This is a genomic window from Nocardia australiensis (assembly GCF_020733705.1).
In the GTDB taxonomy this organism is placed as follows: domain Bacteria; phylum Actinomycetota; class Actinomycetes; order Mycobacteriales; family Mycobacteriaceae; genus Nocardia; species Nocardia australiensis.
The window spans coordinates 836,555-855,906 of record NZ_JAJFZM010000002.1 but is presented as its reverse complement, the minus strand read 5'-3'; the positions used below and the strand labels follow the sequence as shown (position 1 = coordinate 855,906).

Here is a 19,352-nt window from a genome sequence, read left to right as displayed (position 1 = left end):
TGCGGTTGATTTTGTCGGTAGTGCGGTAGAAGGAGTTCGGTGGATGCGCCCTCGTGGCTCGGTCTCCTCAGCGATTGCGGGTGTGGCGGCATTAGTGCTGCTGGTTGGCTGCTCCTCCGATAAGGGGACCGCCGTCGCGCCGACCCGTGACCCGGCCACCGCGGCCGTCGCACCCGGGATGAGCACTCCGCCCGGCGGCGAGGTGTTCGCGCTGGCGAAACCGATCGGCGGGCTGCTGGCCGAGTCAGGCACCGGGAAACTGGTCGCACTCGACGCGGGCGGTGCGCTGATGATCATCGACCCCGCGACACTCACCCGTATCGGCCCCTCGGGCACACCGAACCCCGACCTGCGCACTGTGGCGCTGCCCGCACCCGCGGCGGCGATCGCGCAGGGCGCGCCCGGCGAAATCCTCGTCCCCGCCCAGGGACGGGTCATCCGCGTGGACATCGCGACCGGCGCGATCAGCGAGGTCCCGGTCGAGGGCGACGTCAGATCCGTCCAGCGACGTGAGGATGGCGACCTGGTCGTCGGGACCGCAGACGGCAAGGTCCGCATCATCACAGCCGGCGGCGATGTGCGGGACTCGGTATCGGGCCTGGCCTCGGCCGACGCGCTCGCGATGGTCGAGGACCGCATCGCCGTGCTGGACCGCCGTCAAACCTCCCTCACCGAAATCGATACGGACAAAGACCGGATCGGTCTGTCCCTGCGCGCGGGCGACGGTGCCACCAATATGATCTCCGACCACTACGGCCGGGTCATCATCACCGACACTGCCGGTAACGAACTGCTGGTCTACACCACCGGACCGCTCGTGCTGCGTCAGCGTTTCCCCGTAGCATCGTCGCCTTACGCGCTCGCCTACGATCAGCGGTCCGACACCGTGTGGGTGACGTGCACGCAGAGCAACGAAGTCGTCGGATTCGATCTGTCGACGGGGATGCCGAAGGAGATCGGCCGGTATCCGACCGTCCGGCAGCCGAATTCGGTGACCGTCGATGAGCACACCGGTGACCTGTTCGTCGGGTCCGCGACCGGAGACGGTCTGCAGCGGATTCGCGCGGACCAGCGCAAGAGAGGGCAATGATGGCGCCGAAGGATACCGAAACGCCGGAACATCGATCGCGCCGGAGCCCGCGCAACATACTGCCCCCGAGCTGGGAAACCTCCAGTGACGACTATGAATACGTGCCACTGCGACTGCCTCCGGAGGTGAACCGGGTGACCGCATCGATGCGCCTGGCCATCCAGGCCGAATTCGGCGGTTGGGAACTCTCGCGCGTGCGTGCCTACACCGACGGCAGTCGCCGAGTGTTGTTGCGCCGCCGCAAAACCGCGCTGCTACCCCAGCCCGAACCGGGAATGTGAACCGATGTACGCACTACTGCTACGCCTGATGTTCCTGCTGCCGCCCGAACGCATCCACCATCTGGTCTTCACCGTGATGAAACTCGCCGATCGTCTCGCCCCGACGCGGTGGGCGATGTCGAAGGTGCTGGTCTGCGATGATCCGATCCTGCGTAACACCGCCTTCGGTGTCGACTTCCCGGCACCGTTGGGGCTGGCCGCCGGTTTCGACAAGAACGCCGACGGTGTCGATGCCTGGGGCCCACTCGGTTTCGGTTTCGCCGAGATCGGCACCGTCACCGCGCAGGCCCAGCCGGGTAACCCCGCGCCGCGACTGTTCCGGCTGCGCGCCGACCGCGCCCTGATCAACCGGATGGGTTTCAACAATCACGGCGCGGCGGCGGCCGCGAAGCGACTGCGCGGCCGCCGCGCCGCCGCGCCGGGCCGTGTCACCGTGCCGATCGGCGCGAACATCGGTAAGACGAAGATCGTCGAACCCGACGCCGCCGCGGCCGATTACGCGATCAGCGCCGCGCTGCTCGGTCCACTCGCCGATTTCGTTGTCGTCAACGTCAGCTCCCCCAACACCCCCGGCCTGCGGGACCTACAGGCGGTCGAATCGCTGCGCCCGGTGCTGCGAGCGGTGCTCGACAGTGTCGAGGTGCCCGTCCTGGTGAAGATCGCCCCCGACCTGTCCGACGACGATATCGACGCGGTCGCCGACCTCGCTGTGGAACTGAGGCTGGCCGGCATCGTCGCCACCAACACCACCATCCGCCGCGACAGTCTGCACACCGACGCCGCCGAGGTCGCCGCCATGGGTGCGGGTGGCCTATCGGGCCCCCCGGTCGCGGAGCGCTCCCTGGAAGTGCTGCGCCGCCTCTACCTCCGTGTCGGCGAGCGGCTCGTGCTCATCAGCGTCGGCGGCATCGAAACCCCCGATCAAGCGTGGGAACGTGTCCTAGCCGGGGCGACATTGCTGCAGGGCTATACCGGTTTCATCTACGGTGGCCCGTTCTGGACCCGCAGGATTCACCGCGGGCTCGCCGACCGTCTGCGCGCGCACGGCTACAAGAACATCGCCGACGCCATCGGCGCCGAACACGCGCCACGCGCCTGAGACTCACCCCCCGATACCCGATACAAGACCGGCAGGGCCGCGTCGCCGTCGGCGTGTGTGCGCCGAGGTGTCAGCCGACGACCCGCGGTGGTCCGGTGTGGTGCAACGACATTCCTTCCGAGTGCAGGGTGCGACCGGTATCGACCGGTTCCCCCTGAGCCCCATGCTGATCCGACGTCTCGCCCGAGCGGTGCAGGCGCCCCGCGATCCGCTTGAACAACAGGATTACCGCCTGTTGCCAAATGATGCCGACCGTGTCCGCGCGCCGTGCCGCTTCATAGTGCGCGAGACGGTCGTGCACGCCGCTGGGGTCGCTGAGGATTTCGTCGAGTTCCATGCCGGCCTGTGCCTGTGCCCGGGTGAGTAGCTGGTCGGGCAGCCAGCTCAGCCGCCAGACCGCATCTCCCGACCGGATGGTCCGGTATGCCGATTCGGGGGTGATGTCGCTGATCATGGTCCATTCGGTGATGTGCACATTCATGGCTGCCTCCGATGCAACAGCTCGAGCCCGATGAGCTCTGGGGGTATTCCGAGTTGGCCGGCACAGAAGAAGGCCCGAGCGGGGATCGTCGAGTCGTGCCGGAAATGCGGGGTGCCGAAGATCTCTGCGAGATCCATCCCTGCCAGTGCTTGTTCGCGAGTGACCAGATGGTGGGGCAGCCAACTCGGCCGCCACGATTTCGTCCACCTGTCCGCCGGCTGGTGGGCCGACTCCGCTGTTGGGTCGCTGCTCATCGACCAGTCGGTGACGCAGCTGGTCACGAATGCCTCCTATCGAGGATCCGCTGGTGCAGCAGGCTCAACGCCTGTTGCACGGTGATACCGAGTGCACCGGCCTGCGCGTGTGCGTCAGGGTCCGATGCCGGATCGGGACGGCTGAGGATTTCCTGCAGTTGCATCCCGGCCAGCGCTTGTTCGCGCGTCAGCTGTTTGGGTAACCAGCTCAGTTGCCACGCCGGCTCGTCGCGGTCCGCCCGCCACGCCCACTCGGGTGTGACGCTGCTGGTCATCGACCGGCTGCTTTCGTAAATCGTCACGAATGCCTCCTCGGGCCGAGGAGTCGCCGCCGCGCAACCGCCGATCGGTTCAGGGGTGCGGTGGGTCCCCGCCGACGCTGGAACCGAGTCGGCCGGTGCTCGCTGCCATCGAGAAAAGCGGAGCGGGCGACGACGTTGGCTGATAGGTGTGTGGGTGTCGTTCGGACGTACGGAAGCCGTTCGCCCACTCGGTATCGCAATCGCCTGCCCTGTGGTGGCCGCGTCGCCGAGCATGTCGCATCAAGAGAATCACTCTCATCACCAGGCCCTCCCGAGTTGTCTGGTGGACGATCAGATCGTCGAACTCAGTGTGGCATTTGCCCTTCATGAAGGTCAATTGCCGGGGTATGTTGGGGATTGCCGGAATCTGCTCGCACTAAACCTCGCCGCAGGGGCAGTTCGCCGGACGGCACAACGAGTCGGCAACAGCCACATGGAGGGTCGGAGCGTGCAAATCCTTCCGCAGGACGCTCGCATGGTCGCGATACGCAACATCCTCACGCGGCTGTGTAAATACTCGGGCTTGAGTTCGGATCGCCTGCGTAGCACCGAGATCGACGTCGCCCCCCTGCTGGAACTGGTCGTGGTCCGTCAGCGCGCGCACCGCACGGGCGCGGCGCCGGAGGAATCGGTGATTCCGGTCGTTCGCGATATGGCGCGCAGGCTGCAGCCGACCGATCGCCTGATTGCCGACGCGGCGCTCTCGCTTGGCCTTTTGCGTGAAAGTTCTCCTGACGGAATCGATCTCGAGCGTTTATATGCGGAGAACCTCGGCCAGCGCCGTGAGTATCTCGCCGAGCAGTGGCAGCGGTTGCATGATTCGCTGGGAGCCGAGGTCGTTCCGGAAGCTCCCACGGTGAAACGGCTGCGGACCTCCTCGGAACATGAGGCGTTCACCGCATTGGCCGGCCTGCTCGCCGGTGACCGCAGCTACACTATTCCCGCGCCAGGTCCAACCCCGAAAATTGTTGTATCCCTCACGGATTCGCAGCCACGCGCCGGGCGGGTCACGGTGGTCGGCGACGCGGTCATCGACCACCTCTATCGAGTGGACCGCCATCCGTCGGTCGACGCACCCGCGCACGGCATCTTCGAGGAGCATCCCGGCGGCAAAGGACTCAATCGTGCGGTGGCCGCGGCCCGCCTCGGCCTCGAGGTACACATCATCTCCGCGCTCGGCGATGATGAAAACGGCCGTCGCATACTGGAATACCTCGATCACGCCGGAGTTCATTCGGAGCTGATCAAGTCCGTTCCGCTCGCGCCATCGCCGATCACCGCGGTGATCACCACCGCGAACGGGGAGATGGCGTTGATCGGTTGTCAGAACCACCGCGTCCGGCTGGAGGCGGCCGATCTGCTGCGTCCGGACGCGCGCGCTGCCATCGGTGGCTCCGATGTCGTGCTGCTGACCTTCGAACATGCCGTCGGTGTCGTCGAACAGGTGCTGGAGATGGTTTCCGCGCTGCGGCCCAAGCCTCGGTTGATTGTCTGCCCGACGCCGAATCTTCCAGTGCCACAGGACCTTTACCGATATTTGCATATGGTCGACTACCTGGTCGGATCCGCCGAGGAGCTCGCGAAAATGATCCCGGATGTCACGACTGCCTCCAGTGAGGACGTCGCTGGACGGTTACGCGGGCTCGGAGTGCGGGCGGTGTGCACCGTGGGTGGATTTCGGTGCGAGATGCGTTCGGACTACCTCAGCGCCGACATCACGCATTACCCCCGCGCATTGAAGAATGCGCCCGGTGCCGCGGCCGCGTTCTCGGCCGCGCTGGCCTACCGGGTGGTCGCCTCGGACGGACCGCTACAGGCAAAAGACCTGGACTGGGCCACCGCGGCGATGCTGCTGACCCAGAAACTCGGCGATGTGCCCAGCACGATGCCACTCACCGCGGATATCGACGAGATCGTCGAACGCTACGCGGGCGGCCGCTGACAATGGACGCATCCGATCTTTTCGTGGTGTTACCTACCGGATACAGCACATCGGCTAAGGTCACCGCGTGACCATCGCGAATCCGATGCGGCCCGGGTTTCCGGCCACGTCGAACACGGTTGCCCCATTGCCCGATGACACCGCGCATCGGTTCACCCGTAACGGGCTCGAGCTGCGGGTTCGTGTCATGGAAGTCGCCGGGGGCGCCGAATACGGACACGTCCTGATATTCGGTGAACTCACCGACAACGCCCTGGTCCGAATCCATTCACGATGCCTCTACGGCGACGCCCTCGGCTCCCAGGACTGCGACTGCGGACCCGAACTCGACAAAGCCATGGACATGATCCAAACCGCCGGATCAGGAGTCCTGGTGTACCTCGAACAAGAAGGCCGCGGCGCCGGCCTGGTCGCCAAAGCACGCGGCTACCGCGAAAGCGAACAATCCGGCACCGACACCTTCACCAGCTACGAGACACTCGGCTACCCCGTCGACGCACGCACCTACACCCACGCCGCCCAAAGCCTGCTCGAACTCGGCCTGCGGTCGGTGCAACTACTCACCAACAACCCCGCCAAAGCCGACGACATCCGCACCGCCGGCCTCACCGTCACCGTCCTACCCTTGAGCACCCGCCCACTGAGCACCCGCGCCGCCGCCTACCTCGAAGCCAAACGCCACCACAGACACCACTGGATCCCCACCGACACCGCACCATGGGCCCCCACCGACTGGCAACCAGACACACCACCAGGCACCCCCACAACCGCGAAACCACCACGCGACAATCTGCGGGGGTGGATCACCCGCCACACCCCCCGCCTCCCCCACAGCTGGCGACAGCGTTCGCGGCACTGAAACCGCTACCCGACCACACACCCGAGGCGCACCCGATCCGGGGTTCCTCGCCTCCTCGGTGTCCCCCGGCATGGCCTGCGGCTATCATATGGATTGTGGGACCGACGATTTCACGGTCCGTTCGACCGCTGCACCTTGCATGGGAGGAGCATGGCCAAAGCAGCGCGCCGCCTCGCTGAAACCGGACATCGGCTCACTCGCAAGGGTCGCGAGGTCGATGTGCGGGTGATGCCCATTCCCGGCAGCGACGACGGCGGCCACGCCCTGCTGTTCGGACACGTCACCGATGGCGCACTGGTGCGGATCCACTCCCGCTGCCTCTACGGGGACGTACTGCAATCCGACGACTGTGATTGTGGACCGGAGCTCGAGAAGTCCATGGACCTCATCCAAGCGGCCGGGCGCGGCGTGCTGGTCTACCTCGAACAGGAGGGGCGCGGCGCCGGACTGGTCAACAAGGCGCGCGGGCTGCGCACCAGCGAACAACTCGGTGTCGACACCTTCGACAGCTACGAACGACTCGGTTTGAGCGTCGATATGCGCTCCTATCGGCTCGCGGCCGAGGCGCTGGTCACGCTCGGGCTGCGGTCGGTGCGGCTGCTGACCAACAATCCGGACAAGGTGCGTGCGGTGCGCGAACACGGCATCGCCGTGACGGTGGTGCCGCTGGTGACCCGACCACGCAACGATCGTGCGCGCCGATACCTCGAGGCCAAACGCCGCCGGCGCGGCCACATGCTGCCGCTGGAGTTGGTCACCGTGCGCACACGGCGTGCGGGCCACTGGCGAGGGTGGTTGCTCCCGCTGTCGCGGCGCTCGCGGCGGTTGCGTCTGCGGTTGCCCTAAGGAGGGGTGCCGGTAAGAATCGTGTCACCAGACCAAACGGCGTTGATCTTGTGACCAGCTTCAGCAGGGCAACTTAGCCGCAGTCGTCCAGCAGCACGGTCCGTACGCTGCCGCCCTTGCCGTGGATGCGGACATGCTCGTCGTCCAGGCGCAGGTCGAGGGTCCTCGGCGTAGCGGCCGCACACCTCGGAGGCGCGGGCGCGTCCCCCGTCGTCCGATCTCGCAAGGCAGCTCCTCCAACCCGTCGCGCCGCCTCGCGAAGGCAGGTGGGTGGCGGTCACGTGCGCCTGCGTTCTGTCCGGTCGGCGTAACCACCCTCGGTTCACTCTCGCCGAAGAACTCTCACCGCGAGCGCCCTGGGTTCGGCGTCGGATGCGTGAATCCCGCAGCGGATACGAACCTGCGCGCCACCTCTCGCTCCAATATGGGAAGGAAGTAGATAATCCGGAACGGAGCTAGTTGCTAGGCTGCGGGTATGACTGCGATGGCGCCCGCCCGTACCGAACCGGACCTGTCGTTCCTGCTGGACCATGCCGGCCACGTGCTGCGAACCCGGATGGCGGCCGCGCTGGCCGAGATCGGGCTGACGGCGCGCATGCACTGCGTGCTCGTTCACGCCCTGGAAGAGGAGCGCACGCAAATCCAGCTCGTCGAACTCGGCGACATGGACAAGACCACGATGGTGGTCACCGTCGACGCTCTGGAGAAGGCGGGTCTGGCCGAGCGTCGCCCGTCCAGTACGGACCGGCGAGCCCGGATCATCGCCGTCACGCCGAAGGGTGCGGAGGTGGCCGGGAGGAGCCAGGCGATCGTCGACGGCGTGCACAGGGCGGCCTTGGGTGCGCTACCGGAGGATGAGTGTGGGGCGCTCTTGCGTGCAATGAATCGCCTGGTCACGGGACATTTGGCGACCCCAGTCGAAACACCGCAAGCGGTGCGGCGGGTTCGACAGAGAGCCTAAATAGATCTACAACGGATCGTCTGCAACAAAACTATCTGCTACGGTCTCTCCTGTCCCTCTATGGAGCAGGAGAAACCTCATGTCACATACCGCACCCCGATCGCGCTGGCCGGCGCTCACCCTGCTGTCGGCCGTGATGCTGATGACGATCCTGGACGGCAGCATCGTGACCGTGGCGATGCCGGCCATCCAGCGGGATCTGGGCTTCTCGCCCGCCAGGCTCAGCTGGACCGTCAACTCCTACCTGATCGCCTTCGGCGGGCTGCTCCTGCTGGCCGGCCGCCTGACCACCCTCTCAACCAGCACAAACAACCAACAGGCACAACTAACACAAGGCAAGGGCTGATTCACGTGACCGACAACGAGACGGGCTCCGGCCCCGCGCCGCGGATCCTCACCGATGAGGAACTCACCCGGCTGCTCGGCGACCAGCAGTTCGGCGTGCTGGCCACCGTCAAGCGCAGCGGCCACCCCCATCTGTCCACCGTCCTCTACCGCTGGGATCCCGTCGAGCGGATCATCCGGATCTCCACCACGAGCGACCGGCTCAAGGCGCGTCACGTACGCAACAACCCTCGCCTCGCCCTGCACGTGAACGGGCCGGATATCTGGTCGTTCGCCGTCGCCGAGGGCGATGCGGAGGTGTCAGAGGTGACCACGGAGCCAGGGGATGCGACCGGCCGGGAACTGCTGGCGCTCGTCCCAGGCTTCCAGGACTCGGCGGAGGAGGCCGCCTTCCTTCGGCAATTGGTGAACGAACGGCGCGTAGTGATCAGGCTGCGAGTCTCACACCTGTACGGCACGGCCCTGGACATCCCCACCTAGAGATAAGGGGCGGCAGGCAATCGCAGTCCTCGGGGCCGCAGGTTCCGGGTGGGCGTCTACGTGCCGGCCTTCGCGGGTGGTGCGAGGCTCCCGAAAATGTGGCTCACCGTGCGCCAACCTTGATTCTTACCGGCGCCCCAAGGACCGCCGCGATCCGCTTCTGCTGGCTACCATGAGTGAACTACGCCACTCGCCGCCACGCGATCCGTGAGACACTGACATAAATTTTGATACACCATGTCAAAATCGGGTCCCGAACCGTACCCCGGGTGTGTATGCCTGTGGTTCGGTTCATGCCGGAGATATCGGGAACGGGAAGATGACAACAGCAGTCGGATATGCGCACAAATCGGGCAAGACGGTCTACACGGTGCCTGCGGCGTTTCAGGAGACGGTGACGCTGCGACCGGATCAGGTCGCATTGCGGACCGTCGGCGGCACCCAGGAAATCACGTGGCGGGAGTACGGTGAGCGCGTTCGCGCCATCGCGTCGGGACTCGCGGCGCTCGGTGTCGGCCGCGGTGACACCGTCGGGATCATGCTCACCAACCGGCCCGAGTTCAACCTGATCGACACCGCCGCACTGCATTTGGGCGCGGCACCGTTCTCGGTCTACAACACCAGCTCCCCTGAGCAGATCGCGCACCTGTTCACCAACGCCGAGAACAAAGTCGTGGTCACCGAGCAGGCATTCCTCGGTGTCATCAACAGCGCCGAGGCCCCGATCGACCAGGTGATCGTCGTGGACGGCCCCGCCGAGGGCGCCACCACCCTCGCCGATCTCGAGTCGAACCCCGCGCCCGACTTCGATTTCGAGGCCGCCTGGCAGGCCGTCGAACCCGACGATCTGGCCACAATCATCTACACCTCGGGCACCACCGGCCCATCCAAGGGCGTCGAGATCACCCACCGCAACGTTATCGCGGAGGTCATCGCGTTGGTCGAGGGGCCGCTCGAGGTCGGGCTGGACGACCGCTCCGTGTCCTACCTGCCCGCCGCGCATGTCGCCGACCGAATTTCCGGGCATTGCATCAACCTGCTCACCGGCGTCCAGATCACCACCGTCCCGGACCCGCGTGAGATCGCTGCCGCACTGCCGGAAGTGCGACCCACCACGTTCTTCGGTGTGCCACGGGTCTGGCAGAAGATCAAGGCCGGAATCGACGGCAAGCTCGCTACCGAACCGAGCCCGGTGAAGAAGGCACTCGCCAACTGGGCCGTCGCGACCGGTATCGCCGCGGCACGGGCGGATCTGGCGGGCAAGAGCCGTGGGCTGCTGCTCGATGTTCAGTACCGGCTCGCCGAGACCCTCGTGCTCTCGAAGCTGCGCCACGCCCTCGGTCTCGACGAACTGCGCGTCGCCGCCTCCGGTGCGGCCGCCATTCCGGGCGAAACGCTCGAATACTTCCTCGGGCTCGGCTTCACCGTTTCCGAGGTGTGGGGCATGTCCGAAACCACTGGTGTCGTCACCTACACCGAACTCGACAAACCACGCCCCGGATCGGTCGGGCGCGCGGTCGAGGGGGTCGAGCTGCGGCTGGGCGAGGACGGTGAACTGCTGGTGCGGGGCCCGATCGTCACCCACGGCTACCGCAAGGAACCCCAGAAGACCGCCGACGCCCTCGATTCCGGCGGCTGGCTGGCGACCGGGGATATCGCCACCATCGACGCCGACGGCTACGTCCGCATCGTGGACCGCAAGAAGGAACTGATCATCAACGAGTCGGGCAAGAATATCGCGCCGACAAATATCGAGAACGCCATGAAGGCCGCGTCCTCACTGATCGGCCAGGTGGTCGCGATCGGTGACGCCAAGCCGTTCATCTCGGCCTTGATCGTGCTAGACCCCGACGTCGCCGCGCTGCGAGCCAAGGCGCTTGGCGTACCCGACGCCGACGCCGCGACACTGGCCACCCGCCGAGAACTCATCGACGAGGTGCTCACCGCCATCAAGGCGGGCAACATGAAACTGTCGAGGGTCGAACAGATCAAACGGTTCACCCTGGTGGCTGCGGCGTGGGAGCCCGGCGGGGACGAACTCACCCCGACTATGAAGCTCAAGCGCTCCCCGATCGTCGCCAAATACGCCGAGGAGATCGTCGCGCTCTACGCCAACCCGCTGCCCGACACGGTCGTGAACGTGCCTTAGGTCTGAAATGATTGTGGCCCTGAGTGTTTCGCTCAGGGCCACAATCATTTTTCGACGCTACTTCACCTCGTAGGTGCCGATCACAGTCGCGCGGGCGAGGGTGTGGAAGAACAGGTTGAAACCGAGGAACGCGGGCGTCGCGTCCTCGCTGACCTCGAGATTCTCCACGTCGACCGCGTGCACCACCACGAAATACCGGTGCGGTCCATGCCCCGAGGGCGGCGCGGCACCGACGAAACCGGGAAACGACCCGTCATTGCGCAGATTCATCGCACCCTCGGGCAACGTGCCGCCCGCGCTACCCGCGCCCGATGGCAACTCCGTGATCGTCACCGGAATATTGGCGACCGCCCAGTGCCAGAAACCCGACCCGGTCGGCGCGTCCGGGTCGTACACCGTGACCGCGAAACTCTTTGTCTCCTCTGGAAATCCGGACCACGACAGCTGCGGGGAGATGTCCTTCCCACCGACGACGCCGAAGAATTCACTGACCTGGTCATCGCGAAGCGACTCGCCGGGCGTGATGTCCTCGGAGGTCACTGTGAAGGTCGGCACCTGCGGGAGCGCGTCGTAGGGGTTGTAGGTCATGAGATCCTCTCGGGGATGTGATTCCGGGATTGATTCAGCTGTGCAACAAAAAATGTTCCAGCACCTGGGTGCCGAATTCGAGCGCGTCCACCGGCACCCGTTCGTCCACGCCGTGGAACAGCGCCGTGAAGTCCAGATCCGGCGGAAGCTGCAACGGCGCGAAGCCGAAGCAGCGAATACCCAAGCGGGCGAAAGCCTTTGCGTCGGTACCACCGGAGAGCATGTAGGGCACGGTGCGGCCCTGCGGATCATGCGCCAGGATCGCGTCGTTCATAGCGTCGACGAGGTGACCGTCAAATGTCGTTTCGTAGGAATCGAGTTTGGTGATCCACTCGCGTTCGACATCCGGGCCGATCAATTCGTCCACTTCGCGTTCGAACGCGGCCTGACGTCCCGGCACCACCCGGCAGTCCACCACCGCCTCCGCGGTCTGCGGGATGACATTCGCCTTGTATCCGGCCTGCAGCATCGTCGGGTTCGCGGTATCGCGCAGTGTGGCACCGATAATGCGAGAGATGGTGCCCAGCTTCGCGAGCTGGCCCTCGATATCCGGGCTGGACGGATCGAATTCCAGACCCGTCTCCTCCGCGACCGCCGCCAGGAATTCGGCGACCGAATCCGAAAGCACCAGCGGGAAGGTGTGTTTCCCGAGCCTGGCCACCGCGGCGGCCAGAATGGTGACCGCATTGTCCTCATGCAGGAAGGATCCGTGCCCGGCGCGCGCTTTGGCGCGCAACCGCATCCAGCCCAGCCCCTTCTCCGCGGTCTCCACCAGATAAAGCCTGCGTTCGGTGCCGTCGGGGCGCGGGACCGTCAACGAGAACCCGCCGACCTCCCCCACCGCTTCGGTGATCCCCTCGAACAGGTCGGGCCGGTTGTCGGCCAGCCACTGCGATCCCCACTTGCCGCCGTTCTCCTCATCGGCAAGGAACGCGAACACGATATCGCGCGGCGGCACCGTCCCCTCGATCTTGAACTGGCGCGCGATCGCCAGCATCATGCCGACCATGTCTTTCATATCGATCGCGCCGCGACCCCACACATAACCGTCGCGGACCGCGCCGGAGAAGGGATGCACACTCCAATCGGCGGCCTCGGCAGGCACCACATCCAGGTGACCATGGATCATCAACGCGCCACGACTGGAATCGGCGCCGGCCAGGCGGGCGAACACATTCCCACGCCCCGGCGCGCCGGATTCCACATACTCGGTGGTGTAGCCCGCCTCATGCAGTTGATCGGCCACCCACTGCGCACACTCGCGCTCCCCTTTGGTGGTCGCCAAATCGCCGGTATTGGAGGTGTCGAACTGGATCAGCTTACTGACCAGTTCCACTACCTCCGACACCGCGTGTGTGCGTTCATTCGGGCCGGATCCCTCGCCAGTTGCTGACACGTACCCTTTCCTACCACCTGCCCGCCGTGCCCAAACGTCGTCCCCACGGCCACGCCGTTGCCGCGCTCGCGGAAGGCTACCGCCTGTGGTGGGCAATCGCACAGCGACAGGCAGGCGGCGGATGCGATCGCAAATCCTTGCCGATGGCGCGGCGAACCCACCGCGCCCGCGCGGCCGTAGTTATCGGAGTGCGCAGATCATGGCCGCGGACCGGTGTTCCTCACCCACCGCGGCGAATCCGGCGCCAGCCTGCTGGAGCTGATGGCGAAATCCCGGCACCGTAAAGAATCGCGGATTCCGTTGCGCCGCAAACCTGCCCGCGCCGCATCCATTACCGGCGGCCGGGGCCCAATCAACGACTATGGGGGCAGCTTGATGGCGATCATCCAAGAGGGCTCGAACATCATCATCCGCTGGGCTGCTTTCACCGCAGGCGTGAACGGCGGCGAGTTCAGCCGGCCATAAGTTCAAACGATTACCGAAACCCCCAGCGTGCCTGGGGGTTTCGTTGTTTCAGCTGTCTGTTGCGCCTTCCTCGGGTTCCAGTGAACCGTGGACGCGGGCTGCGCCGATCCGGTCGATGCGTTCACGTCCCCACACGCCGAGCGGCGCCAGCGCGGCATTCAACGCTGAACCCAACTCGGTCAGCCGATACTCGACGCGCGGCGGCACCTCGGGATAGACCTCACGGTCCACAATCCCGTCCTCCTCCAGCTCCCGCAGCTGCTGGATCAGCATCTTCTCCGACACCCCCACCAGCCCGCGCCGCAGTTCACCGAACCGCCGCACCCCATGAGTCTCCAGCTCCCACGCGATCAGCGACTTCCACTTCCCGCCGATCACATCCATCGCCGCGTCGATCCCGCAGAAATACGGCCCAGATCGCTTCTCGCCCATCACCCGACCTCACTCACAACCCACCGGAACCGCCAAGCCGGATAGTAAGTACCACCACCCCGTCAAGCAACGACCACCCCCGGAGTCCGCACATCGGCAAACCATCCGAGAATCACCAGCTAGACGCACGATTTGGTCCACACGTCCACATCCGATAATCTTGCTGAGCATCACCGGTCCGGGTGGCGGAATGGCAGACGCGCTAGCTTGAGGTGCTAGTGCCCTTTAACGGGCGTGGGGGTTCAAGTCCCCCTCCGGACACAACCAGTACGCCCACGGGTGGTTACGGTTCAGCTTCAACCGTAACCACCCGTTTTTCGTGGCTATAGGTCAGCTTCAGACCTAGTTGTTGGTACGCCTCCCACTTGTCGCGAACATCGGCGGTTCGCAAAACACTTGTCAGCCCGCCGAGATGCTTCCCCCCCTCTTTGATTTCGTTTCGGGTCATCCGACGGTTGTGTTCGGGTCGTCGGTTACTGGCCGTGATCTGCGCTTCCGCTAACCGTCGTTCCTGCTGAACTTCTCGAATCCATTGGGCGACAAGAACAGGATCTGCGCCGGCTTCCAACGCGGCACGATGTCGAGCCAGCTTCCGCTCACACTCGGCCAGGGAACCCGGTGGTGGGTCCAGCGTTAGTCGACTGGTCTGTTGCGACTCCTCCAGCATCCGCAGCGAGTGTTCGATCCGGTCGGCCTGGAACACGTCGGCCAGCCAGGTGTCGACCTGTTCGATGAACGCATCTTCGCGCACGTATACCGAAGGCGGATGGTCGATGAGGTTCGCGATGGCGTATTCCGAGGGATACCGGCAGCGATAGTGAGCGATACCGTGGTTCCAGTTGCCCTGCATCCGTCGCCCACACTCTTCATGGAACATCATGCCCTTGAACCCGTACGGGTGTAGGTGGCGCGTGATTTCCCGCCCGGTCGACCGGGGGCCGCGCGATGCAAGCCGAAGGCGAACCTGTTCGAAGGTGTTCTTCGTGATCAGCGCTTCGTGGACGGGATGATCGGAGAATACCCAGTCGCTCTGGGGATTCCATGTGAGCTTCGTCTGATGCCCCAGCGCGACATCATCGACATCGATCAGCGACTCCTGCTTGCGTTGTTTGTTCCACACTTCGTAACCGGTGCAGCGCGGGTTGGTCAGGATCACTCGCACGGCGCTCTTCGGCCACGCGATCGTCGTTCGGTGGGGATTGCGCTTCCTGTCGTTGGCCGACGGCGATGGCACCCGATCCGCAGTCAGTCGTTGCGCAATCGCGAAAACACCTATCCCCGAAAGATATTTGAGGGGCCCGGCGTTTTCCGGACAGCATCCCGAAGGGTTATTTCATGCTGCTGCCTGCCGGTTCAGATAATCGGCGTGGACCTGTAGTGGCGCCTTGTAGCCGAGTCCCGAGTGAAGACGATTCCGATTGTAGAATGTCTCGATATATTCCACAACCGCACGCCGCGCCTGGTCGCGGGTGGTAAATGACACTCGGTGCAGCCATTCGTCCTTCAGGGTGCCGAAGAACGATTCCGCCATACAGCTGTCCCAGCATACTCCGGTGCGGCCGACGGACTGACGCATGTTCATCTTCTTCAGTTTCTTCCCGAAATCATAGCTGGTGTAGTTCGAGCCGCGGTCGCTGTGGAATATAGCTGCAGCGCGAATCGTGCCACCACGATCCAGAACCTCGAAAAACCGATCCTTCTCCGCCGCAGTATATTTCCGCGCAGCCAACGCCAACCTCGCATCGTCGGTGTTGCAACGACTGCTGGAATCCAAGCCGTCCGGATATACGTGATATCGGAGACGAATTTCTCACCCGGCGCGGCGGCGGTGAAGTCGCGTTGCACGAGGTCGGGGATCCGGTGACCGATGTCGGCCTCGGTGGTGGCCGGCCGCCATGGCTTCGGCTGGCAGGGCACCAAATCCAGCTCCCGCATGAGCTTGCGTACAATGTCGTCGTCCACTGCGTGACCCGAGGCCACCAGCACCGCATGGATGCGCCGATGCCCGTAGGTTCCGTAGCTGTCGTCGAAGACAGCCCGGATCATCAGCTTCATATCCTCGCGCCATTTCCTGGTTTCCGAGACCGGTCGGTCATACCATTCGTAATAACCGGATCTCGACACCCTCATGTTCTTGCACATGAAGGCGACCGGATACGCCTTCTCCGCGTCCATATCCGCAATGTATTCGTATTTCACTGCTGGTGACTCGCGAAGAAGGCGGCCGCTTTTTCCAAGAAGTCCGCCTTCATGCGCAATTCCCGGTTCTCCCGCTCCAGCTCCCGCAAGCGGGCACGCTCGGATATCGTCAGCGGTTCCTCTTCGACCGGATGCTTCTTCCGGTACAGCGCCACCCAATTGGTGAGCGTTCCCTCATTGATTCCCAGATCCCGCGCGACCGCCGCGATCGACCGGCCCGAGCTCTCGAGAACCATTTTCACAGCCTCGTCCTTATATTCGGGCGAGTACTTTCTCCTCTGATGACCCACGAACAGTTTCCCTCTCAATTCCCGTAACCACCCTACGAGGGGTCACTGTCCGGAGGGGACCGGGCACCTCAGAGGATCTGGTCCGGGTCGTCTACGGGAGTGAGGGCCTGGTAGGTGACGGTGAGCTCACCCACAAGGGGGTGGTGGTAGCCCTTGGTGTCGGTCGTGCGCCGGTGGACTTTGTTGTCCGCCCAGAACCGGCTGAATTCCTTGCTGTGTATGGACAGCTCATCAACCAGGTGACTCAGGGCGGGGTCGTCCGGGTGGCGGCCCGCGTCGAGGCGGAGCATGGCGGCGGTGTCCGCGGCGACGCGGGGCCAGTCCCGGTACAGCTCGCGCGCGTGCGGGTCGAGGAAGACGAAGCGGGCCTGGTTCCGTTCGGCCGCGGGGAGCGCCCGGAAGTCGGTGATCAGGCGTCCGGCGAGAGCGTGGTCGTGGAACCCGGCGTCTTCCGCACCGACTTCCTCGGCACCAACTCCCTGTCGACCGCAGCCAGGCGCATCCCCGCCTACGGCGGCACACCCGCCCACGCCACCCTGGAGTGGATCGGCACCGCCAACCACACCGACTCGGTGACCCGGTCAAGGGCGCCGCCCTGATTCACGAGGCCACCAGCGGGGACAGGCTCCCCCGGCAGCCGGCCCTGGGCCGCGACGCGATCGAGCGCCCGCTGGTCAAGGTCCGCAGCCTTCAGGACGACCTCGCAGCCTGGCAGGACAAATCCGCCGCCACCGCCTGCGACGGCGCCGCCTGATCACCCTGCCTCTGAGGACGGCCTTTCATCTCGGCACTGCTCGTCATCTCAGCTCTGTTCGGCCGCGAGAATCTCGGCTGCCCGCTCGCCGACCACCATGGAAGGGGCCATGGTGTTGGCGACCGTCACGTGGGGCAGCACCGAGGCGTCGGCGACGCGCAGGCCCTCGATGCCGTGCACCTTGAGCCTCGCGTCCACCACGGCTCCCTCGTCCCGCCCCATCCGGGACGTACCGCTCTGGTGCCAGTAGGTCTCCACGGCGTTCCGCACAAACATCTCCACCGTGTCTGTCGCGAAGGACGCCGGGGACACCTCCCGTTCGACGAACGGGCGGAGCGCCACGGAGTTGCCGATCTCCCGGGCCATGGCGACGGCGGACAGGGCCGAGCGCACGTCGTCGGGGTCGGCGAGGAAGTTCGTCTCGATGCGCGGTCCGGCCATCGGGTCCGTGTTCGCCAGGCGGACCCGGCCGCGGCTGCCGCCGCGCAGGCGCATGGCAGGCATCAGGGTGAAACACCGCTCGGGCGGCGGGTACTGCGCCGCGCTCTCGGGGGAGACGGATGGCGCCGGCGAGACGTACATGACGAACTCCGGTGCGCCCGGCCGTGTTTCGTCCTGCCAGAAGCAGACGGTCTGGCTGCGTGTGGGCACCGGCAGCGGCACGTCCGTCGCCTCCCACATGCAGGGCAGGCGTATGTGGTCGTCAAGGTTGCGGCCGACGCCGGGCAGGTGCTGGACCACCAGGATGCCCAGGTTCCGCAGTTCGTCCGCGTCCCCGATCCCGGACCGCATGAGCACGGCCGGGGTGCCGAGCGCGCCCAGCGACAGCACCACCTCGTGCGACGCGTTGACGCGCAGCGGCCTGCCGTCGCGCACGAGCTCGACGCCGCGGGCCCGGCCTGAGGAGAACAGGACACGGGAGACCGTCGTGCGCGGCAGGACCGTGAGGTTCGGCTGCCCCACACGGTCGGCGACGTAGCGACGGAAGGGGGTCTGCCGTACACCGTCGTGGATGTTCTCGTCCCGCACGGCGCCACCGGAGTTCGCCTCCATCAGGACCCCGTTGGCGCTGTCGAATCGGGGGATGCCGGCGGCCTCGGCGCCGTCGAGGAAGGCGGTGAAGAGCGGATGCACGTCCTGCGACGGTCGTATCCGCATCGGCCCGCCGGTCCCCCGGCGCTCGGGGTCGGGCGCGCCCTGCCAGTCCTCGATGCCGCGGTAGTGCTCCAGTACGTGCGAGTAGCCCCACGCGGAATCGCCCGCGGTCTCGGCGTAGAAGTCCCAGTCGCTCCGGTGGCCACGGGCCCACACACCCGCGTTGATGGCACCTCCCCCGCCCAGCCCACGGCCGGTGGCGTAAGCGAGCCGGCGCCCGTTCAGATGCTGGTTCGGCTCCGTGACGTGGTCCCAGGTCCGCTCGCTGCCGAGGTTGGCCGGCCACAGGTCGGGATCGCGGACACGCTCGTCATCGTCGTCGCCGCCGCTCTCAACAAGCAGTACCGTGACGGCCGGATCGGCCGCGAGCCTGCCGGCGAGAACGGAACCGGACGAACCGGCGCCGCACACGATGTAATCGAACGTGGCACCGTCGTCCATGTGGTCGGCGAGTGCGAGCCAATGCGAGGTCGCGGTCGCCGCGGCATCGGCCTGTTCAGGGTGGATACTCATGCTCAGCGTCTCCTTGGAGTATCAGCCGCGGTCGGTGTCCCGGGCCTGTTCATAACCGAGTTCGAGCAAGGCGGCACGCAATTTCTCCGCGGCGTCGTCCAGAGCGGACTGGTCCTCCTCCGGCTTGGCCTTGCTGAAATCGAAGTCGGACATGTCCCAGACAGGAGCGACATGTATGTGCAGGTGCGGCACCTCGAAGCCCGCGATGACGAGGCCGGCTCGCGGAGCGTCCCAAGCCCGCTGCGCCCCTTGCCCAACGGCCTGGGCGACCTCCATGCACCGCCCCAGAAGCGCGCCGTCGGCATCCGTCCACCGGTCGATCTCGCGCCGAGGAACAACGAGAGTGTGGCCGGGCCGCAAGGGCGCGATGGTGAGAAACGCGGTGACTTCAGGATCCCGCCAGACAAAGCGTCCGGGCAACTCACCGGCGATGATGCGTGAGAACAGAGTGGGCACGGCTGAAGTACCTTT

At 65.4% G+C, this 19,352-nt stretch carries 22 protein-coding genes, 1 tRNA gene and 2 pseudogenes; 13 read left to right on the top strand and 12 right to left on the bottom strand.

Features of this window, described 5'->3' with window-relative positions:
• The first annotated feature begins 43 nt into the window (after positions 1-43).
• Genes LKE06_RS18815 through LKE06_RS18805 form a run of 3 tightly spaced genes read left to right on the top strand, consistent with a single transcriptional unit; the run spans position 44 to position 2,470 of the window.
• On the top strand, positions 44-1,090 hold the full coding sequence (locus LKE06_RS18815; protein ID WP_228000539.1) for a YncE family protein: 1,047 nt from the start codon (positions 44-46) through the stop codon (positions 1,088-1,090).
• Positions 1,090-1,371 (top strand): DUF5703 family protein, encoded by a 282-nt coding sequence (locus tag LKE06_RS18810; RefSeq protein ID WP_228000676.1) that lies wholly within the window; start codon positions 1,090-1,092, stop codon positions 1,369-1,371. Before LKE06_RS18815 ends, LKE06_RS18810 begins: the two co-directional genes overlap by 1 nt.
• Positions 1,372-1,375: 4 nt before the next feature.
• A complete protein-coding gene (locus LKE06_RS18805; protein WP_228000538.1) occupies positions 1,376-2,470 on the top strand; it encodes a quinone-dependent dihydroorotate dehydrogenase in 1,095 nt (364 codons plus the stop codon).
• Between the two features lie 70 nt (positions 2,471-2,540).
• On the opposite strand, the gene LKE06_RS18800 is transcribed toward LKE06_RS18805, so the two are convergent.
• Genes LKE06_RS18800 through LKE06_RS18790 form a run of 3 tightly spaced genes read right to left on the bottom strand, consistent with a single transcriptional unit; the run spans position 2,541 to position 3,507 of the window.
• On the bottom strand, positions 2,541-2,951 hold the full coding sequence (locus LKE06_RS18800; RefSeq protein ID WP_228000537.1) for a hypothetical protein: 411 nt from the start codon (positions 2,949-2,951) through the stop codon (positions 2,541-2,543).
• Complete coding sequence (locus tag LKE06_RS18795) at positions 2,948-3,232, bottom strand: hypothetical protein (protein WP_228000536.1); 285 nt, start codon at positions 3,230-3,232, stop codon at positions 2,948-2,950. Before LKE06_RS18795 ends, LKE06_RS18800 begins: the two co-directional genes overlap by 4 nt.
• The gene (locus tag LKE06_RS18790) at positions 3,229-3,507 is read right to left on the bottom strand and encodes a hypothetical protein (protein WP_228000535.1); all 279 of its coding nucleotides are present in this window, start codon (positions 3,505-3,507) and stop codon (positions 3,229-3,231) included. Before LKE06_RS18790 ends, LKE06_RS18795 begins: the two co-directional genes overlap by 4 nt.
• Before the next feature lie 448 nt (positions 3,508-3,955).
• On the opposite strand from LKE06_RS18790, the gene LKE06_RS18785 reads away from it, so the two are divergent.
• From LKE06_RS18785 to LKE06_RS18775, 3 genes are all read left to right on the top strand, one after another.
• Positions 3,956-5,449, top strand: coding sequence for a PfkB family carbohydrate kinase (locus tag LKE06_RS18785; protein WP_228000534.1), 1,494 nt, complete (start codon positions 3,956-3,958; stop codon positions 5,447-5,449).
• A 67-nt stretch (positions 5,450-5,516) separates the two neighbouring features.
• Positions 5,517-6,308, top strand: a complete 792-nt coding sequence (locus tag LKE06_RS18780) for a GTP cyclohydrolase II (protein ID WP_228000533.1) — start codon at positions 5,517-5,519, stop codon at positions 6,306-6,308.
• Positions 6,309-6,458: 150 nt separating this feature from the next.
• A complete protein-coding gene (locus tag LKE06_RS18775) occupies positions 6,459-7,154 on the top strand; it encodes a GTP cyclohydrolase II (RefSeq protein ID WP_228000532.1) in 696 nt (231 codons plus the stop codon).
• 73 nt (positions 7,155-7,227) lie between these two features.
• Here the strand turns inward: LKE06_RS18775 and LKE06_RS18770 are convergent, their stop codons facing one another.
• The gene (locus tag LKE06_RS18770; RefSeq protein WP_228000531.1) at positions 7,228-7,380 is read right to left on the bottom strand and encodes a hypothetical protein; all 153 of its coding nucleotides are present in this window, start codon (positions 7,378-7,380) and stop codon (positions 7,228-7,230) included.
• 249 nt (positions 7,381-7,629) lie between these two features.
• Between LKE06_RS18770 and LKE06_RS18765 the strand changes: the two genes are divergently transcribed.
• The 4 genes from LKE06_RS18765 to LKE06_RS18750 all read left to right on the top strand — a co-directional run bounded on the left by LKE06_RS18765 (position 7,630) and on the right by LKE06_RS18750 (position 11,089).
• Positions 7,630-8,115, top strand: a complete 486-nt coding sequence (locus LKE06_RS18765; protein WP_228000530.1) for a MarR family winged helix-turn-helix transcriptional regulator — start codon at positions 7,630-7,632, stop codon at positions 8,113-8,115.
• Positions 8,116-8,194: 79 nt separating this feature from the next.
• Positions 8,195-8,461 (top strand): hypothetical protein, encoded by a 267-nt coding sequence (locus tag LKE06_RS18760; RefSeq protein ID WP_228000529.1) that lies wholly within the window; start codon positions 8,195-8,197, stop codon positions 8,459-8,461.
• A 5-nt stretch (positions 8,462-8,466) separates the two neighbouring features.
• Entirely contained in the window at positions 8,467-8,940 is a 474-nt protein-coding gene (locus tag LKE06_RS18755) for a TIGR03618 family F420-dependent PPOX class oxidoreductase (RefSeq protein ID WP_228000528.1), read from the top strand.
• A gap of 319 nt (positions 8,941-9,259) precedes the next feature.
• Positions 9,260-11,089, top strand: a complete 1,830-nt coding sequence (locus tag LKE06_RS18750; RefSeq protein ID WP_228000527.1) for an AMP-dependent synthetase/ligase — start codon at positions 9,260-9,262, stop codon at positions 11,087-11,089.
• A gap of 57 nt (positions 11,090-11,146) precedes the next feature.
• Here the strand turns inward: LKE06_RS18750 and LKE06_RS18745 are convergent, their stop codons facing one another.
• Positions 11,147-11,677, bottom strand: coding sequence for a YbhB/YbcL family Raf kinase inhibitor-like protein (locus LKE06_RS18745; RefSeq protein ID WP_228000526.1), 531 nt, complete (start codon positions 11,675-11,677; stop codon positions 11,147-11,149).
• A gap of 34 nt (positions 11,678-11,711) precedes the next feature.
• Positions 11,712-13,073: a M20/M25/M40 family metallo-hydrolase gene (locus LKE06_RS18740; RefSeq protein ID WP_308188383.1), complete on the bottom strand. Its 1,362-nt coding sequence runs from the start codon at positions 13,071-13,073 to the stop codon at positions 11,712-11,714.
• A gap of 213 nt (positions 13,074-13,286) precedes the next feature.
• Between LKE06_RS18740 and LKE06_RS18735 the strand changes: the two genes are divergently transcribed.
• Complete coding sequence (locus LKE06_RS18735) at positions 13,287-13,538, top strand: hypothetical protein (RefSeq protein ID WP_228000525.1); 252 nt, start codon at positions 13,287-13,289, stop codon at positions 13,536-13,538.
• 48 nt (positions 13,539-13,586) lie between these two features.
• On the opposite strand, the gene LKE06_RS18730 is transcribed toward LKE06_RS18735, so the two are convergent.
• A complete protein-coding gene (locus LKE06_RS18730) occupies positions 13,587-13,970 on the bottom strand; it encodes a winged helix-turn-helix transcriptional regulator (RefSeq protein WP_228000524.1) in 384 nt (127 codons plus the stop codon).
• Between the two features lie 176 nt (positions 13,971-14,146).
• Here LKE06_RS18730 and LKE06_RS18725 point away from each other — a divergent pair.
• Positions 14,147-14,231 (top strand) — tRNA-Leu (locus tag LKE06_RS18725).
• A gap of 22 nt (positions 14,232-14,253) precedes the next feature.
• Here LKE06_RS18725 and LKE06_RS18720 read toward each other — a convergent pair.
• From LKE06_RS18720 to LKE06_RS18700, 3 genes and pseudogenes are all read right to left on the bottom strand, one after another.
• Positions 14,254-15,249 (bottom strand): annotated as a pseudogene (locus LKE06_RS18720) (recombinase family protein); the annotation flags it as partial.
• A gap of 54 nt (positions 15,250-15,303) precedes the next feature.
• Positions 15,304-16,459: pseudogene (locus tag LKE06_RS33265) on the bottom strand (IS3 family transposase).
• 68 nt (positions 16,460-16,527) lie between these two features.
• Positions 16,528-16,869, bottom strand: coding sequence for an MmyB family transcriptional regulator (locus LKE06_RS18700; RefSeq protein WP_308188393.1), 342 nt, complete (start codon positions 16,867-16,869; stop codon positions 16,528-16,530).
• Between LKE06_RS18700 and LKE06_RS18695 the strand changes: the two genes are divergently transcribed.
• A complete protein-coding gene (locus tag LKE06_RS18695) occupies positions 16,801-17,058 on the top strand; it encodes a hypothetical protein (RefSeq protein ID WP_228000692.1) in 258 nt (85 codons plus the stop codon). The two genes, LKE06_RS18700 and LKE06_RS18695, sit on opposite strands and share 69 nt — an antisense overlap.
• 203 nt (positions 17,059-17,261) lie before the next feature.
• On the opposite strand, the gene LKE06_RS18690 is transcribed toward LKE06_RS18695, so the two are convergent.
• Together LKE06_RS18690 and LKE06_RS18685 are read right to left on the bottom strand one after the other, a co-directional pair.
• Complete coding sequence (locus LKE06_RS18690) at positions 17,262-18,881, bottom strand: GMC family oxidoreductase (RefSeq protein WP_228000522.1); 1,620 nt, start codon at positions 18,879-18,881, stop codon at positions 17,262-17,264.
• A 21-nt stretch (positions 18,882-18,902) separates the two neighbouring features.
• Complete coding sequence (locus tag LKE06_RS18685; RefSeq protein WP_228000521.1) at positions 18,903-19,337, bottom strand: HIT family protein; 435 nt, start codon at positions 19,335-19,337, stop codon at positions 18,903-18,905.
• Between the last annotated feature and the right edge of the window lie 15 nt (positions 19,338-19,352).